At 40.3% G+C, this 15,851-nt stretch carries 17 protein-coding genes; 15 read left to right on the forward strand and 2 right to left on the reverse strand.

Annotated elements, in window-relative coordinates:
• Positions 1-325: 325 nt before the first annotated feature.
• The 6 genes from H6G57_RS18315 to H6G57_RS18340 all read left to right on the forward strand — a co-directional run bounded on the left by H6G57_RS18315 (position 326) and on the right by H6G57_RS18340 (position 5,196).
• Positions 326-715, forward strand: a complete 390-nt coding sequence (locus H6G57_RS18315) for a hypothetical protein (RefSeq protein ID WP_190521071.1) — start codon at positions 326-328, stop codon at positions 713-715.
• A gap of 2 nt (positions 716-717) precedes the next feature.
• Complete coding sequence (locus H6G57_RS18320) at positions 718-1,347, forward strand: hypothetical protein (protein ID WP_190521073.1); 630 nt, start codon at positions 718-720, stop codon at positions 1,345-1,347.
• Between the two features lie 264 nt (positions 1,348-1,611).
• Positions 1,612-2,016: a hypothetical protein gene (locus tag H6G57_RS18325; RefSeq protein ID WP_190521075.1), complete on the forward strand. Its 405-nt coding sequence runs from the start codon at positions 1,612-1,614 to the stop codon at positions 2,014-2,016.
• Positions 1,934-2,449: a hypothetical protein gene (locus tag H6G57_RS18330; protein WP_190521077.1), complete on the forward strand. Its 516-nt coding sequence runs from the start codon at positions 1,934-1,936 to the stop codon at positions 2,447-2,449. Before H6G57_RS18325 ends, H6G57_RS18330 begins: the two co-directional genes overlap by 83 nt.
• Before the next feature lie 198 nt (positions 2,450-2,647).
• Positions 2,648-2,956 (forward strand): hypothetical protein, encoded by a 309-nt coding sequence (locus H6G57_RS18335; RefSeq protein ID WP_190521079.1) that lies wholly within the window; start codon positions 2,648-2,650, stop codon positions 2,954-2,956.
• A gap of 47 nt (positions 2,957-3,003) precedes the next feature.
• A complete protein-coding gene (locus H6G57_RS18340) occupies positions 3,004-5,196 on the forward strand; it encodes an FtsK/SpoIIIE domain-containing protein (protein WP_190521081.1) in 2,193 nt (730 codons plus the stop codon).
• 153 nt (positions 5,197-5,349) lie between these two features.
• Here the strand turns inward: H6G57_RS18340 and H6G57_RS18345 are convergent, their stop codons facing one another.
• Complete coding sequence (locus H6G57_RS18345) at positions 5,350-6,123, reverse strand: peroxiredoxin-like family protein (protein ID WP_190521083.1); 774 nt, start codon at positions 6,121-6,123, stop codon at positions 5,350-5,352.
• Between the two features lie 206 nt (positions 6,124-6,329).
• On the opposite strand from H6G57_RS18345, the gene H6G57_RS18350 reads away from it, so the two are divergent.
• The 3 genes from H6G57_RS18350 to H6G57_RS18360 all read left to right on the forward strand — a co-directional run bounded on the left by H6G57_RS18350 (position 6,330) and on the right by H6G57_RS18360 (position 8,453).
• Positions 6,330-6,686 carry a DUF3768 domain-containing protein gene (locus H6G57_RS18350; protein ID WP_190521085.1) on the forward strand — a complete coding sequence of 119 codons (357 nt, stop codon included), beginning with the start codon at positions 6,330-6,332 and terminating at the stop codon, positions 6,684-6,686.
• A 95-nt stretch (positions 6,687-6,781) separates the two neighbouring features.
• Positions 6,782-7,150 (forward strand): hypothetical protein, encoded by a 369-nt coding sequence (locus tag H6G57_RS18355; RefSeq protein WP_190521086.1) that lies wholly within the window; start codon positions 6,782-6,784, stop codon positions 7,148-7,150.
• A 55-nt stretch (positions 7,151-7,205) separates the two neighbouring features.
• On the forward strand, positions 7,206-8,453 hold the full coding sequence (locus tag H6G57_RS18360) for an RNA-guided endonuclease TnpB family protein (RefSeq protein ID WP_190521088.1): 1,248 nt from the start codon (positions 7,206-7,208) through the stop codon (positions 8,451-8,453).
• 197 nt (positions 8,454-8,650) lie between these two features.
• Here H6G57_RS18360 and H6G57_RS18365 read toward each other — a convergent pair whose 3' ends face one another.
• Entirely contained in the window at positions 8,651-10,234 is a 1,584-nt protein-coding gene (locus H6G57_RS18365; RefSeq protein WP_190521090.1) for an AAA family ATPase, read from the reverse strand.
• A 265-nt stretch (positions 10,235-10,499) separates the two neighbouring features.
• Here H6G57_RS18365 and H6G57_RS18370 point away from each other — a divergent pair, with 265 nt between their 5' ends.
• From H6G57_RS18370 to H6G57_RS18395, 6 genes are all read left to right on the forward strand, one after another.
• Positions 10,500-11,192, forward strand: a complete 693-nt coding sequence (locus H6G57_RS18370; RefSeq protein WP_190521092.1) for a hypothetical protein — start codon at positions 10,500-10,502, stop codon at positions 11,190-11,192.
• 275 nt (positions 11,193-11,467) lie between these two features.
• Positions 11,468-11,893, forward strand: a complete 426-nt coding sequence (locus H6G57_RS18375) for an aminoacyl-histidine dipeptidase (RefSeq protein ID WP_190521094.1) — start codon at positions 11,468-11,470, stop codon at positions 11,891-11,893.
• A gap of 926 nt (positions 11,894-12,819) precedes the next feature.
• Complete coding sequence (locus tag H6G57_RS18380) at positions 12,820-13,185, forward strand: hypothetical protein (RefSeq protein WP_190521097.1); 366 nt, start codon at positions 12,820-12,822, stop codon at positions 13,183-13,185.
• Positions 13,186-13,203: 18 nt separating this feature from the next.
• Positions 13,204-13,446, forward strand: a complete 243-nt coding sequence (locus H6G57_RS18385; RefSeq protein ID WP_190521099.1) for a hypothetical protein — start codon at positions 13,204-13,206, stop codon at positions 13,444-13,446.
• Between the two features lie 598 nt (positions 13,447-14,044).
• On the forward strand, positions 14,045-14,986 hold the full coding sequence (locus H6G57_RS29090; RefSeq protein WP_242049014.1) for a hypothetical protein: 942 nt from the start codon (positions 14,045-14,047) through the stop codon (positions 14,984-14,986).
• Entirely contained in the window at positions 14,983-15,723 is a 741-nt protein-coding gene (locus tag H6G57_RS18395; protein WP_190521101.1) for a DNA-binding protein, read from the forward strand. The genes H6G57_RS29090 and H6G57_RS18395 overlap by 4 nt, the downstream gene beginning before the upstream one ends.
• Positions 15,724-15,851: the final 128 nt, after the last annotated feature.

Genomic DNA, 15,851 nt, shown 5'->3' on the forward strand with positions numbered 1-15,851 from the left:
AACAGCCTTTCAACTTGAGAACAACTTCTTGCTGACTCAGCAAATCTTGCATCAATACTCAGCAAGACCCCCAATTAACGACAGCCTTTCAACTTCAAGAACAACTTTTTGCTGACTCAGCAAATCTCGCCTGAATTGAATTAGAAAAATACCGTATTCATGACAGCAATAAATTGACAGTTATCGGCTTTCTTGAATAGGATATTCACCAAGACCAATGGAAATTAGTTTGAACAGGGTTTCTTCTGACCTTCAATTCAATTTCTAAGATTTGAGAAATTAGAATTGACCCAGATTCACTCCTAAACAAACTTAAATCAGTCGAATGAGTGAAACTATCGAAATCTGTTTAGAAATCAAAGAAGCTCAAATTATTGACCCTAGAGTTGTCTTTGTTAACAACAGAGCCTATTACCCCGAACAAGTCATTTATGAGTCGAGCCTGTGGAATGTTAATCGTCCCCAATTCCGTAAAGTCTATCGCCTTTTAAAAGCGGTCATGCCTCAACTTAATGAAGGCGAATACGGAACCTTAATTTCAGAAGAAGGCAAAAAGATTCTTGATGCGTTTCGGATTATGTCCCTAACCTTGGGAGAGAAAAAAGCCCTTGATGAAGTCAGGTGGGGTCGATTTAATCCTGATGAATGGCTTGCTTATAGCCCCAATTTATTAGACCGAGTTCGTAATTTTTCTAAACGTCAAAATCGAGGTTAAATATGACAAACACAACCAATGGAACTTCAACGGATTACAGCCAATATGGCATTGATTTAGAACAGTTAGGTCAATCTGTAACCTCTAAAGGACAAGCTGTAGAGAGTAATGTTATTCGTTATATCCTCAGTGAATTGTGCGAAAAGTTTCGGATGAATTTGGAATTAGTAAATTCTGAACAATTGACGATTTGGCTGAATCAAATTATTGCAATTCGTGATAGCCGCAGTGAAGGACGCAAACAACTCCGAATTGAAGAAGCCATTGGATTTTGGATTGAAGAATTACAAAATCAAGTCAATACCAATACAACAACTCATTCTGTGTACGATTCTTCTGGTGCGGGGTTGTATGAACGTTGGGAGCAAAAAACTTCTCAAATTGCTCAAACAGTGGCTCCTAAAATTCAAGAAATGCTCGATGACAAGATTCTTTTAGAGGTTTTTGGGTTTGGGTCTACTTCTGATGGCAATGCCAAACTTGAGGATACGGTGTCACAGTTTGTAGCGGCTTTCAATACTGCCGCCGAACAAGGCAAACAAGAACGCCGTAACTTAGAATCTCCCACACAGCAAACTCAATTAGGAGGGCAAGTGCTCAACTGCTTTCCAGCACTTAAAAGCGCATCTTGAAGTTAGTGAACATCAAACCGATACCATTAACACTTTGTTGGAGGAAATCTTAAGCCTCCAACACACTCAGCTTTCTCAACAACAGGATTTGCTGGGCGTAGTGACTGAACTCAAAAATACCCTTTCTTGCTTGTCTACTTCTACTCCATCTCAGGATATGAAACACCTCAAAAACCTCCTCAATCAGCTACAAAGCTATTGGTCTCAGCCAACTTCTGTATATCCCGTCAGTATGACCTCAACGTTGATGTTTGGGTTGTCCTGATGAATGAATACACTCGAAAACGGCAACAACGCGGACAACAGCAAGTTCGACAACTTTCGATAGCCGTTACTTTGATAACGGCTTTGATTGTCTTCATTTGCCAGAAATACAAAGTAGTGTTTCCAACGGCTTTATCATCAATTTTCCACTCAATTTTCCAGATGATTTCTATTCAATGGTTATCTCTGATTGCAGTTAGTGCCATATCAGCCAGTATTGGTTACATTCTGGGACGAAAACAGATTCCTATGACCACCCATCGGGTCTATATCGAGGTTATGGCAACCCTAGTTCTTATTCAAGTTTTAAGGAGAAATATTGATGGGGATTTTAAATCGCATTTTGGAAACCTGGAACCAAAAAACAAGAGACAGAAACGTCGGCTATGGTTCTCATCAAATTGATAAATCTCTAGTCTTACAACCGACAGATTCCACTGTTTTCTCTCCGACTAATCCGGGTAATTTTGCCTCAATTCGTTCAGTTCCTGTTTTAGATTCACCTCGCTATTTTTCTAAAGAGGAGAAAGTGGTTCTCAAACAATTAGCGAAACAGAGAAAAGAATCGGCCAAACATACTCAAGAATCTTATCAAGCCCTTAAGCAAATTGATGATGCAGATACAACAGTTCATTTAGCTCATTATGCTTATAAAGGTCAACTTGCAGGTAATGAAGTCAAAAAACTAGGGGCTAATTCTAATTATGCTCAAAAATTACATGGACTTCGACCTCAATATTCTCAAATGTCTCTTAATATTGATCAAGCTAACCAGCAAGCCGTTAACAAAATTGCTCAGTATCGTCAACAAGTTCAAAGCACTTGGGAGAATAAATAGTGCGGAGTGCTTTAAGAGTGCGGAGTTCAGAGTGCGAGGTGCGAAGTACGGAGTGCATTCTTGGTTCATCTAATCAATTACCTTTTAACCAGAGTCTCTACTCCTTCCCTATAGTTCACACTTTGCACTTCGTACTTTCTTTGGCACTCCGCACCTCGCACACCGCACTCAAAACGCACTTTCTTCGAGGGATATTTGATGAATTGGAAACGAGCTTCACTTCTTTGCCAGCTTTTAATCGGAGCTAATCTCTTTTTTTTGGGTATTAGCTTAACATTAATGTTAGCGATCGCTAGTGAATTGAATACAGCAGGGTTAGCGATCGCTAGTTTCTTTTTAATTGCATTTATCCTGTTTCAAATAGTCGGTTGGGTAGGGGATGATGCTTGGGTTAAGTTACTAAAAATTGAGCCAATGGAACTTTATGGAATTCTCATCTTTACGGGTTTATCGACTGTGATGGGGATTTTACTTTGGCTATTGAGTCGGTGGGTACAACAGGGTTAAGGGAAAGTCGTTTTTAAGTTTAATCTTGGGTTAGGATTTATGCTGTTATGTTCCAACCTCGACAACTGAATTACCGCATTCGTTTAATTAATCAAACGCTGGAATCCGCTTATAAAATTAGTGGTTTGTATTTGTTTTTGGGGAGTTTACTATTATTTATTCCTCCATTTGTTTTACCGAGAAATACCACTACTTTTAAAGTGCTGCAATTAGCGTTAACGGGCAGTGGTATTGTTTTGTCTGGGGTAAGTTTATCCCATGCCATTCGGATTAGTAAATTAGAACCCTTGGTACGGGCTGAGGAGCAACAGGAAGAGGAGGATTATCAACATCAACTGGCGGTGACTCGCTATTACCAAGAAACTCAACGAGAACGGGTGATGGAAGCAATGCTTGAACAGTCTTATCCAACTGAATCTTTACAATCTGCCGCTTCTAACGCTGTTACCTTACCCCCAATTAATCATCCTTTAGCCACGATAGGACAAGCTTTAATTGAAGCGTTACTCCATTACAATTTGCCTTGTGATTGGGTGGAGGGACATCGAGGGCCAACTACTCAACGGTTGGTGCTCAAACCGGTGGTGAATGCTCAAGTGAAGGTGAAGGTGGCTGACCTGAAAAATCGAGAACGAGATCTTCAAATTGCGTTGGGTTTATCGCAACCGCCTTTAATTCAGGCTTTGACGCAAGGGGTGGCGTTTGATTTGAATTTGAGTGAACAAGAACGGCAGTTTTGCCCTCTGGAAAACTATATTTCTTATCGAGTTTTATCGGATGAAGAACCTGTGCGAATGGCGATGGGGGTTGATTTATATGGGCAATTGGTGGAAATTGAATTAGCCAACCCCAATACTTGTCATGTTTTGGGGGGAGGGGCAACGGGTTCGGGGAAGTCGGAAGCGCAGAAGGCGATGTTAGCGAGTTTGATTTTGCGTTATCCTCCTGAACGGGTTCAGGTGTGTTTAATTGATGTTAAACGAGTTACGTTTGCTAAACAGGAATTTGATGCTTTGCCTTGGTTATGGCATCCGGTTTGTCGGGATACGGATACTGCTTTGAATTTGTTGGAAAATTTAGATGCCCAGCAGCAAGAACGATATGAAAGGTTTGAGAGTCTGGGGGCGAATGATTTGGAGGATTATAACCGCAAGGTGGAGCCCCAGTTGCGGTTGCCGAGGATTGTTTGTTTTATTGATGAAATTCAGTATTTGACGAAGGAGAAGGAGGTTAAGGGGCAGTTTGAAGCTTTGGTGGAGGGGTTGGGTGCTTTAGCAAGGGCGGCGGGGATTCATTTGGTGTTGTTTACTCAGTACCCGAAGGCGGATGTGGTGAGTACGAAGATTAAGGTGAATATGGGGGTACGGTTGGGACTGAGATTGCAAAGTGCGAAGGCGGGCGCGGTGATTTTGGATGTGGAGGAATGGGGAAAGCTGTGTACGGGGTTATTAGGTAAGGGGGATTTGATTTTTTCGGATGGGGGAACAATGTTGCGTTTGCAAAGTTTGTATGTGCGCTCAATTCAGGAGTTATTACCGTCTCAATTGAGAGGTGCAGTTTCTCCTTCTTTAAAGCTTGACAATTCTAAACCCTTATCTTCAAATTCTCAAGCTGAAAATAGAGTTAGTTCTTCTCAAGCTCATTTTAAATCTCCTGCTAATTGGATTAAGAGGTTGAAGCACATATTGTATCCAGATTCGTCCGATTATACAGTTTATCAATTTTCCGATTCTATTAAAATTCAAGAGATTCTTCCAGAATTGGAACATTTAGATTCGGGTTTAATTCCTGATGATTCTGGAATTTTTATTTTACATGATGCTGATTTGTTGGAGATTTTTGAATTTCAGACTCGTGAAACCTTACCAACTGTGATTCCGAAAGGAGTTTGTGTTTCTCTATTTCGGTGTGCTGAGGAGGAAATTGAGGCATTTCTTCAACAGTTTGAGCAACAAGTTTGGGGAAACTCAACTGAAAGTTTGCCTTCTGTCAGAGATGGAAAGTTATCCCAAGGGTTGAGTGAGTTGACTCGTAAGGATTGGGCAATTTATAATTATGCAGTGAGGATTTGTTTGAAGAATCAAACTCCTTCAATGGCAGATCGGGATTTCTTATCGGGACGAGTGGCGAGTAATTTAACGGATTTGTATGACAGTTGGCAGCGATTGGAAGCGAATGGATTAGGGTTAATTGATGGCAAGAGTTTTATTCCTAATTTACCTTCAAGACCGAGGGATTGAAGAATACAGCTATAGCAATTCACACCGAGGTTGTAATAATTTTCAACGTCTATGAAACAGCCAAAACTATTGACCCTATTGACCTATTGCCCATTCGTAATTCGTAATTCATAATTCATAATTCGTAATTCGTAATTCGTAATTGCCCATTGCCTATTCCCTATCTGTGAGAAAAGATAACGGATTACTCGGATTAGCAGCGAAGCCCAGAATGGCGCGGTCTCGATGCTCATAGAGTAATTCTCCTTGCTGGTTAAATAAGAAAGTTGCCCCTCGTTGGGTTAGATAAGCTGAATCAGGAACATAACTTTTCCAGTGACTTAGCACTTCTCCCATGTTTCGCAGTCGTAACGTGGCTAACTCAAAGGGGCGCTGAAAGCCTTGACCTCCTGCTAGTTTGAAGAATGAACCTTTGAGTGGGGGTAAAGGAGGAGCTTGAACAATTTCTTCATCCCCTATTAATTGAGGGGCTTTTTTATCACCCCGATAGCCCCGGAATACTTCCGCTAAAGTACCCGGGCTACCCAGTCCAGCACACATCAGTATTAAGTTGAGATAAGCGTTGACACCCGGCGATAAACCGGGGAGTTTGAGGGATAGACCTGGATAAAGATTTAGGGTTTGATGGAGTTCGGCGGTGGGGTCAACAAATAAACAATCTGGGGGAAATCCTGTATAGTCACAGAATCGCTGTCCTGAAGTGCGGTTGCCAATTCCTACGGCTCGAATTGCAATTCCTTTTGCTTGCAGTAGTTCTACTTCTCTTTTTAACCACCAAGCATATTCTAAGCTATCGAAATCTCCCAATTGGGGCCAGATTAGCACGAGTTGTCTGGGTGAGGATTCACAACCGCTTAATAGAGAGGTTACGGCTCCATCACTGACCCGTTGCCGTTGAGTTTGACTTAAGAGGGTATAGATATCCATCTCACCTACCGATTTAATCACCGAATGAGGAGAACAGAAAACGAATACGGTTCTAAAAAGTTCAAACCCGCCTCGTGAATTCTCCTAACTGTTGAATTTTACCGTAATTTATCGATTTCTCTAATTCTTGGCATTCAGGAATCTGTTACTAGGCTCAAACTAACGCGCTAACGCGCCCATTGAGGGTGAAAAGTCAGGAAAAAACAATGAGTGAAACCTTAACAAAATCTGAACAGATTGCTCGTCTTAATGATCAATTACGCGCTCAGAATTCACAAGTCGGGGCTATTCATTTCTCCCGTAGTGTTGGGCTTCTACCTCCCCAACAGCAACAACAGCTTCTCCAATTATTGAAGGAATTTAACTCGTTTTCACCGGATAATGACCCTTACGGAGAACGAGATTGTGTGACTTTAGAATTAGATGGCGAGCGCTACTTTTTCAAAATTGATTATTTTGAGAAATCTGCTTGGCTTCAAGGGGAAGAAATTGGCGCTGACTCTCCTGAAGATGTTAATACCACTTGGAGAGTTGGAACTTTAATGGAGAGCAACGAGTATTAATTTCTCAAACAAGCTGTGCTTAGAGAATTGAAATGGAAAATTTTCCATTCCTTCCCCATAACGGGGGCTGAGAGGGACAAGTTGAGAGAAATTTTATGCCTGTCCCTCGCACAATTCCGTTTTATGGAACCGTTGATGAAGCTTTAATCCACTGCGCTTACCATCGAGTTAAAAACTTCCTCCAAGCTGGGCCAGAACATCCTGAAAAATATGATGCCTTAGCTTATTTGGAAGTCGCTTCAACCTTAGCGACGGCTCGAAAACATTTAGTGCATTCAATTTTTTGGCAAAAAGCCAGCTACGAAACTCGCCTTCAGATTTCTCTGCAACTCGATTGTTTGACCGAACAAATTAAAAAGAATATTGAACAGTTTGGAATCCACTGGAACCAGTATATTGAAACCTTGGATTGCCAACCTATAGAAGTCATTAAACTGCCAGATTATCTAGATAGAAACAGTTGACACAAAGCAGAAACTTTGTGCTAAGATAAGATTTAGGTGAAAATAGATAGCATAAATGGTAGTTTTAGAATTTAAAGTTAGAGCCGCATTGCAACAAAGCAAGGCAATAGATGAAGCCATTCGTACATCCCAATTCATCCAAAACAAATGTTTAAGATATTGGATGGATAACAAAGGGGTTAATAAGTACGATTTGAACAAATATTGCCGTGTATTAGCTCATAACTTTAAATTCGCTAACGAGCTAAACTCTCAAGCTAGACAATCTAGTGCTGAGAGAGCATGGTCAGCTATCGCTCGATTCTACGATAATTGCAAGCGGAAAGTTCCAGGCAAAAAAGGTTTCCCCCGTTTCAAGAAAAATTGCCGTTCGGTTGAATACAAACAAACCGGATGGCAATTGAATTTAGAAACCCGTAAAGCCATTACCTTTACTGACAAGAAAGGGATTGGACGGTTACGGTTAGTGGGAAGCTACGATCTGCATTTCTACCAACCCGAACAAATTAAAAGAGTTCGATTAGTTAGACGTGCAGACGGCTACTATTGCCAATTTCTACTCTCAATTGACGTTAAGATTCAATCTGAACCAACTAATAAAACAATCGGTTTAGATGTAGGGTTATCTGCTTTTTACACCGATGATCAAGGTAATAAAGTAGATAACCCTAAATTTTTCAGAAAGGAAGAGAAGAAAATTAAGCGGTTACAGAGACAACTTTCTCGGAAACAGAAAGGGTCTAATAACCGCAAAAAAACTAGACAGCGATTATCTAAGGCTCATCTAAAAATCAGTCGGCAACGAAAAGAGTTTAGCAAGGGTGTTGCATACTCCGTCATCCACTCTAACGACGTGGTAGCCTACGAAGATTTAAGGATTAAGAACTTAGTTAAAAATCATTGTCTGGCTAAGTCAATTAATGATGCAGCTTGGTATCAGTTTCGAGTTTGGTTGGAATATTTTGGGAGAAAGTACGGCAAGATAACAATTGCTGTTCCTCCTCAATATACCTCTGAGAATTGTTCAAGCTGTGGAAAAACCGTAAAAAAATCCCTATCAACAAGAACCCACGTTTGTAGCTGTGGATGTCAGTTGGATAGGGATGAAAATGCTGCAAAAAACATTTTAAGAATTGGATTAAGTACGGCAGGACATACCGGAACTTTGGTTCGGCTCCGCTCACCGAGCGAAGTCGAGGTGAACGCTTTGGGAGAACTGACCTCTACTTTAACGGGAGCAATCCTGTTGGGGCAAGTCGATTCGTTGAACAAAGAATCTCCCGTCACATCGCTTGGCGATTGACGGTGAGAGTGTCAAATCGAGCGGAATAATACTGAACAAGTGCAACGCTATCAATCCATTACATTAGGGGAGTTGAGCCACTCTATGTATACTCTTCAAGAATTGACCAAGACTTTCAGTCATCAGATTCTCTCTAGAACTATACAACAAAGCAACTCCACCCCAACCTATCAACAAAAGAATTTGTTTGAGTAATCCTAGCCAAATAATTCTTGAGGAGGAATTGCAAATTTTGAAACATCTACACCCGCCGCCGGACGAGCATAAGTTGCTTGATTACGAATTGCTAAAATCTGTTCTTCATCTCGAATTAAAGCTGGCGTAAATTGGTCACGTTGCTGTCGTAAATCTTCTAACGTGATCTTTAATTGTTCCGGTTGCTTGCCTTGCTGATAGTTGCGATAGTAAATTTCCTCGGCACATTTTTTAACCGCATTGCCAATTTCTGCCGGGGTGCAAAGCCGATAATCCCGTAACAAAATTCGCCACTCCTCGTCTGTCCAAGGAGATTGAGAAGGATTGCGAAACTCTGGGAAATACTTTTGCAAATGCAGGTTAAAAATGTCGTACATTGCCCCTTCATGGGGTAAATCAACGAAGAAAATATCATCAAAGCGACGAATTAATTCCGGGGGTAACATCCCCAATCGATTAACCGTTGCTACCATGTAAATCGGCTGTTGTACTTCCTGCATCCAAGTTAATAGTTTCCCCGACAAACGCCTTGAAACTCCACCATCCGTATTAGAATTCCAACCGGCAAACCCTTTATCAAAATCATCCCAGTACAAAATTGTTGGGCTTAAAGCTTGAGCTAATTCTAACAACTCCCGCAGTGCCAAATCTGGCTTTGGGGAACCGATAATTGCACCCCAATCAGCCGCTAATAAAGGCACCCCCATCTTCTTGGCAGCTAACTTGGCACTCAAACTTTTCCCAGTGCCAGGTGGCCCCCAAAGAATCATCCCTTTGGGAAATTTAAGCCCATATTTCTCGGTTTCTGGATTGAGTAAAGAAGCAACTTTTGAGAGGAACTCGTCTAGCAATTCTAACCCTCCGGTTTGGGCAACATCCGGTTCAGAAATTAACTCTAATCCTCTCCCTCGCAATTTGTTAACTTTGTAGTTGAGTACCCAATCAGCTATGTCTTCAAAACTGTTAGTAAATGCTAAACTTTGTTGTAAAATTAACTCAATTTCTCCTTGTGCCAATCCCAGACAAGCTCGCACTAAACTTTCTTGAATAGCAGTATCTTTTTTTCCCGATATCGAGGAAGTGTTATGACAAAATGAAGCCACCTTCTGTTGTACCCAAATGCGATCCGCAATAGGAGCCTTCAACACCGGAATTAAAGGTTGTAAATTTGCAGGTAAATTGATATTATTTTCCAATAAAACCCAGAATTGACGATGATTATCTCCCGATAAGTGATAGTAAGCATTAACCAGTTGAAATTCACGCTGTTTATCTGTCCTATCTGATCCTGATAACTCTAAAATTCCCTCCAGAATAAAAATTCCTTCGGTTTGATTTTCTAATAAATCTAAAAGGGGGTCAGAGTTAGCTTGTAAATCAGTGTTCTCTAAGCGACACCCGCCTTCACCTTGACAATTAACTTGCTGAAAACATCGGTAGCCACAATTCCAAAAGAAAACAGGAAATTGGAGGTTTTGACCCCATTCATAGAAGTGAGTTAAAATCCTGACTCGATCCGTTGTACAGTATTCTAATCCCACTATCTTGATGCCTCGGTTTGCCAAGAAGAGCCAATCTTTATTCATGATGGATTCTAAAATATTAGAAAGTATTAAGCCGACTAATTTCTATTGAGCTTTCTTAATCGGTATTTCCCATCCCCCTATTGATCTATCTAACTGACTTAGCTTTTATTCCTTAAGTTGGATGAATACTTTAACTCAATCATTTAATGATAAAATCGAAAATAATTTTAATTAATTTAAAATTAAGCATTAATAATCAATTGGGAAGCTTGAAAGCGCCTAGCGGCGCAGATTGCCACGAAGTAATTAAATTCAATTGAACTTCATGGTAACTACAACGAATAAAAATAACTCTCGCACGTCTAATGGTGCAGGAACTTTCAATGGAAAAACCAACGGTGTGACTCCTAAATCAAAAAGCACCGGATTACCTGTTCCTAGCAATGGGAATGGAACCCGTCGTTCAGTTGTTTCAGTTGAAGAGCAAGCTAACGCACTGCTTGAGCGAGTCAGAACGACCATTGTTAAAAAGTTTGGCGTGAAACTGCAACTTCGCGAAAAACGTCTTCAAACAAAAATCGGTCATGCCATTAAAGAAAAGATCGGTTTGGATATTGCTGCTCAATTGAAAAAACGCGGCAAAACTATGAACTGGCAGCGTTGGAATAATGAAGTGTTCCCTGCTTTGTTTGGACAACCGGATGCTTTGCGTCATGATATCGAAACTTTAGCTCTGGTTATGGCAAAACTGTACGATGTTTTCGAGTTAGATCCTCAAGAAGCCATTAAAAGCCTCGTTAAATTCAATCAAGAATCCCTTGCCAAACGCAATAGTTATCTTCAGCAAGAGCAATCTAACACTGATGATGATATTGATGATTTGGAAGATGATGATTTGGAAGATGAAGATGATGATGAGGAACCAGAAGATTTTGAAGACGAAGAAGACGATGACTTTGAGGAAGAAGACGAAGAAGACGAAGATGAAGAAGATGAGGAGGAGGAAGATTTAGAATAACTAATTTTCTGCTCTGATTTAATTCATGAAGCGTACCTATCATTTGATTTCATATCCATTATTTTACTATTACTCTACCTTAAGGTAGGGTAATTTTTTTTAGAATGAGAAATTTTAAATAAAATTAATTTAATCAAGAATTGATTTTTATAGTTTCCAGAAAAAGAAGAAAATAGCGATCGCCATCATACGAAAAACTTTAATTTAAAAATTGAACTGAAGAAGACAGCGATCGCTGCTTTGGGTGTGAACAACATTTGAATAGGAAGATCAAAATGATTGTAACTTCTAAAAATCGTAAGTTCGATTCCGTTAAAACCACAAAGTCTCAAAAAGCTTATACCAAGGCTTTAGACCAGTGCATCAGCTATAACGAAAAACTACGTTTGATGGTGCTAGAAGTTTTGAGAGAAGAATGTGGCCGTGAGCTTGCGAGTGCTGCCCGTTTTAATAACCACGATTTTGACTGGGAAACCCACAATGCTCAGTTTCGTGAAGATTATGGCACCACTTCCTTGAAAGAACTGATGCGCGCTGCACAAGCTCTTTATGGCTTGAACGATATTGATGCCATTCGAGAACGTCGAGCCAAGCATCGGGGCATCCGCAATGAACGGATGGCTCGCCAAAACATGGTCATTGCCCAAAATGCGTTAACGCTAGATGACGGAATCGATGATCATGAAATTGAGATGGAGTGAACTACCCACACACAGAACCAGCCTTTATGACCAAAAAAATGGGATACAAGCCTCGCCCTTCTAGGGCGGTGAGTGTCAATCCTTAATCATGCTAACTGCCAACTTCCCCACCAGAGGGGAAGCTTTTTTTGCCCACCCACCCGCCACTAAGGACATAGTGGATAATCCCAACAGGCATTGATGGAAAATTTTCCATTGGCTTTGTTACTTTTGTAGTACAAAAAAATACATTTGAGATTGAGTGACTTTCTAATGGGATACACAGCCCAAAAAACGGCTAAAAACAGGTAGGAAAAAGTAGGGAAAAGTAGGGAAAAAATGCACTATTTTCCCTCTTATTTCCTGCTGTAATACGCTGTATCACGCTAAATTTGGTATCTTATGTAACATTTTGCCATTTAATCTAAATCACCAAGAGGGAGAAAATGCACTGTTTTCCCTTCTTTTTCCTTCTGTTTCCTCACCCGTGGAACAGCAAGCCATGTCAAAAATCTGTATCCCAATTTAGTAAGTAAAACTACTCATTTGGCATAGGTCAGAACTTTTGTTGTTTTGAGATTATGGGTTGCAATTGGAGCGCCGGGAAAATATTACGAACCTGAACTAACGACTTTGAGACAATACCACTTTCACCCAACATCGTGAAATAGCTGTTAGGGGACAAGCGTTCGCCTCATGGTTGCATTCTCCAGTTGATTCATTGACTCAGTTCATCGCGATCGCTCGCTAATCCTTCCCATCCAGTTCTTTTCTGACCTGTTGCTCACCAGAATTTGCCACAACACTCACCGAGACGCTACCGCGTTGTTTTATTTAGATCGCCATTTGAGATCAATTCCCTGCTGTTTAACCCAAAACCAACCGAACCAACCGACCTAGCTAGCTGTTTTCCGGTTGGTTCTTTATTAACGAAGGAGCTAACTTTCATGACGGCACAACTTAACACTGCTATCAACACTAAAATTGCCCGCAGTTACACTGATGACAACGGGATCAAAATTGATGTGATTGAGATAGTTTATGCGGATGGGTTGGTTGAGCAACACCTTGGATGGACTGAAGAAGACTTCGACAGCCAAACTGTTTTCTACATCCAAACTTCTAACGGTACTGTTCTGAAATCCACCTTAAAAACAACGGAAAATGATCAATTAATACTGGTTTATCGTGAGCTTTGGATGAAACGACACAGCCAACAAACTACTCAAACTATTAATTCTGAAGAACAAGAGGAAATCGAACTTATACGAGCAGCGGAACTCGCTAAATTTGACTTCGGGTTTGATTGCTAATTGGAGATACTGAGAACGATGAATCGCATTAACAAATTTGATCGTTCTCAGGTGGCAATGATTCAGCATCTGAGAACTGCTAAAACGCTTGATGCAAGATTGCTTTCACTCGACTTAAACCGAATCATTAACCCAGAAGACATTATGATTGGTGCTGCTTTTTACAATGGCTTAGTGGCTTGGTTATTGCGAGATGGAGAGCAAGTTTGCATGACTCAAAGCCAACTTGCACAATACCTTGAGGACTTAGCGGAACTTTAAAACGCTTATGGGGGGAAACCAACCCCCCAATACTTCAAAATATTTACAAGGTTAACCATTAAACGTAAGAAAAGCTTTAAAATTCAAGTTCAATCTCGCAATCCTTTTGTTGTTCGATTCATAACAGTCCAAGGTTATACTCGTGGTGTTTGGGGAGTATGGCAAGATAGAGGAGTTTGGGTAATCACTCATATCCCATCTGGGTTAAAAATGCCTTTTGACTTAATCGTAAAAAATAAAGCTTTAAAAGCACTAAGGCTTACCTCAAAACTTTTAGGGCAAATCAAGGAACCTACCCAACTTTCCCATGAAGAAAAGCTCAAATGGATAAAGGAAATTAAGCCCTTATTGCCTGCTTATGAACAGATACGGTTTCCTAATTAATTAAAGCTCAATTACTTCCTTTAGCCTATTATTATTTGATTTTAGGGGACAAGCTCACTTACCGATGTCCCCTAAAGCTTAAGAGAGAAACAAGCCTGCTCAAGCCCAATAAAACTTTATAAACTTGAAAATCCTGTCATGAAAGCACACCCATTAATCCCTAACGATTAAGGTGAGCACCCAATTATGTGCTATTTTTTCTCTCAGTCACACTGTGAAAATAAATTTAATCGCTAATGGATTGATGGCTCAGTTTCCTATTATTGAGATTACACACAATGCTTATGAACTCTCCAGTCCAGAAATGATGGGGAGCAAATATAAGTTCTGGTTTAAACATGAAAAACTAGGTATTTGCCTATATAAACAAGCCCGTCAGAACTTAGGTGAAGATTGGGCAGAAAAAGTTGCAGCCGAACTTGCCTCCTGTTTAGAACTACCTCACGCGGTTTATGAACTGGCTTCTTGGGAAGGAAATCATGGTGTCGTTTCACCCAACTTTTTACCTGAAGGAGGGACACTTGTTCATGGCAACGAACTCCTTACATCTATTATTCCGAACTATCCCACCTCTGGAACCTATAGAATGAGACAACATACAATTGATATCGTATTGAATGTTATCTCAGATGAGTCTTTGCATCTTCCGTTAGGTTGGACTTCTCCAGAAAGCATCCAAAGCGCAGTGGAAGTCTTTACCGGTTATCTCTTGTTAGATGCGTGGATTGGTAATGGAGATCGACATCATGAAAATTGGGGCATTGTACGAACTAAGGCTTCTAATTCTGGGGAAAGTATATACCTAGCACCCACATTCGACCATGCCTCAAGTTTAGGTCGTGATCTCTCAGATGAACAAAGACAAAAGCGCTCAGTAGAAGCTTATGCCAATAAATGTTTCTCAGCATTCTATGGAAGCGTTGATGACAACAAGCCCCTCAGAACTTTTGATGTATTTAACCGAGTCCGAAATTATTATCCTGAAGCTGCCCATATATGGCTATCAAGACTTGAAAGCATTTCAAAAGAAAATATAGTAGAGATTTTTAATCGAATTCCTAATACTCACATCTCATCTATTGCAGCAGAGTTTGCACAGAAAATTCTAGAATTCAATCAACACAAACTACTTACCTTAAGGAACTCACTACCTTGAAGACACACAAAACACTATTTTTGGCATGGCAAGATCCAAACAGTCGCTTTTGGTTTCCCATTGGTCGCTTAACTTTTGACGGAGCTACTTATCAATTTGTTTACACACAAGGAGTCAAAGAAGCTCAAGAAAAATCTGGTTTTACCCCCTTATCCTCATTCCCGCGTTTCGATGAAGTTTATACATCAACTTATTTGTTTTCTGTGTTTTCTAATCGATTAATGCCTCGAAGTCGTCCTGATTACTCAAGCTTTATTGAATGGTTAAACATTCCCAAACATGAAGATGATCCAATTACTTTATTGGCTCGTAGTGGTGGACAGAAGAAAACGGATACACTGACTGTTTTTCCTTGTCCCATACCAGATGAAGAAGGGCGTTATCATCTTCACTTTTTTCCTCATGGAATGCAACATTTACCACCATCTTCAATTGAACGAATTAACTGCTTTGTTCCAGGGGAGAAGTTATGGTTAAGCCATGAATTCCAAAATATTTATGATCAGATGGCTTTGACTCTCAACACAGAAGATCACCATATTGTCGGTTATTGTCCCCGATACTTGAATCCTGAAATTTTTGAACTCATTCGCAGGACTACCTACGAGGTTAATGTACAGGTAGAACGGATTAATCAACCTCCTACACCACGACAGTTTCGCTTGTTGTGCCATCTAACGGCAAAAGGGGATGATGGTTTTTCTCCTTTTTCCAGTAAAATATATCAACCTCTCTAGGAAAAGTTACGGGCCAAAACCTTAAAAGATTGTTAGGGTTTATAGGTTGCGACTAAGATATTGTTTTCAACCCATCCCAATTTCTTCTAACGATTGAGTTTTATCTTCCCCTGTACCTCTAGAATTAA

Source organism: Planktothrix sp. FACHB-1365 (genome assembly GCF_014697575.1).
In the GTDB taxonomy this organism is placed as follows: domain Bacteria; phylum Cyanobacteriota; class Cyanobacteriia; order Cyanobacteriales; family Microcoleaceae; genus Planktothrix.

Coding starts and splice junctions, on each gene's coding strand:
- H6G57_RS18315 (WP_190521071.1), top strand. CDS start 326: ATGAGTGAAACTATCGAAATCTGTTTAGAAATCAAAGAAGCTCAAATT.
- H6G57_RS18320 (WP_190521073.1), top strand. CDS start 718: ATGACAAACACAACCAATGGAACTTCAACGGATTACAGCCAATATGGC.
- H6G57_RS18325 (WP_190521075.1), top strand. CDS start 1,612: ATGAATGAATACACTCGAAAACGGCAACAACGCGGACAACAGCAAGTT.
- H6G57_RS18330 (WP_190521077.1), top strand. CDS start 1,934: ATGGGGATTTTAAATCGCATTTTGGAAACCTGGAACCAAAAAACAAGA.
- H6G57_RS18335 (WP_190521079.1), top strand. CDS start 2,648: ATGAATTGGAAACGAGCTTCACTTCTTTGCCAGCTTTTAATCGGAGCT.
- H6G57_RS18340 (WP_190521081.1), top strand. CDS start 3,004: ATGTTCCAACCTCGACAACTGAATTACCGCATTCGTTTAATTAATCAA.
- H6G57_RS18345 (WP_190521083.1), bottom strand. CDS start 6,123: ATGGATATCTATACCCTCTTAAGTCAAACTCAACGGCAACGGGTCAGT.
- H6G57_RS18350 (WP_190521085.1), top strand. CDS start 6,330: ATGAGTGAAACCTTAACAAAATCTGAACAGATTGCTCGTCTTAATGAT.
- H6G57_RS18355 (WP_190521086.1), top strand. CDS start 6,782: ATGCCTGTCCCTCGCACAATTCCGTTTTATGGAACCGTTGATGAAGCT.
- H6G57_RS18360 (WP_190521088.1), top strand. CDS start 7,206: ATGGTAGTTTTAGAATTTAAAGTTAGAGCCGCATTGCAACAAAGCAAG.
- H6G57_RS18365 (WP_190521090.1), bottom strand. CDS start 10,234: ATGAATAAAGATTGGCTCTTCTTGGCAAACCGAGGCATCAAGATAGTG.
- H6G57_RS18370 (WP_190521092.1), top strand. CDS start 10,500: ATGGTAACTACAACGAATAAAAATAACTCTCGCACGTCTAATGGTGCA.
- H6G57_RS18375 (WP_190521094.1), top strand. CDS start 11,468: ATGATTGTAACTTCTAAAAATCGTAAGTTCGATTCCGTTAAAACCACA.
- H6G57_RS18380 (WP_190521097.1), top strand. CDS start 12,820: ATGACGGCACAACTTAACACTGCTATCAACACTAAAATTGCCCGCAGT.
- H6G57_RS18385 (WP_190521099.1), top strand. CDS start 13,204: ATGAATCGCATTAACAAATTTGATCGTTCTCAGGTGGCAATGATTCAG.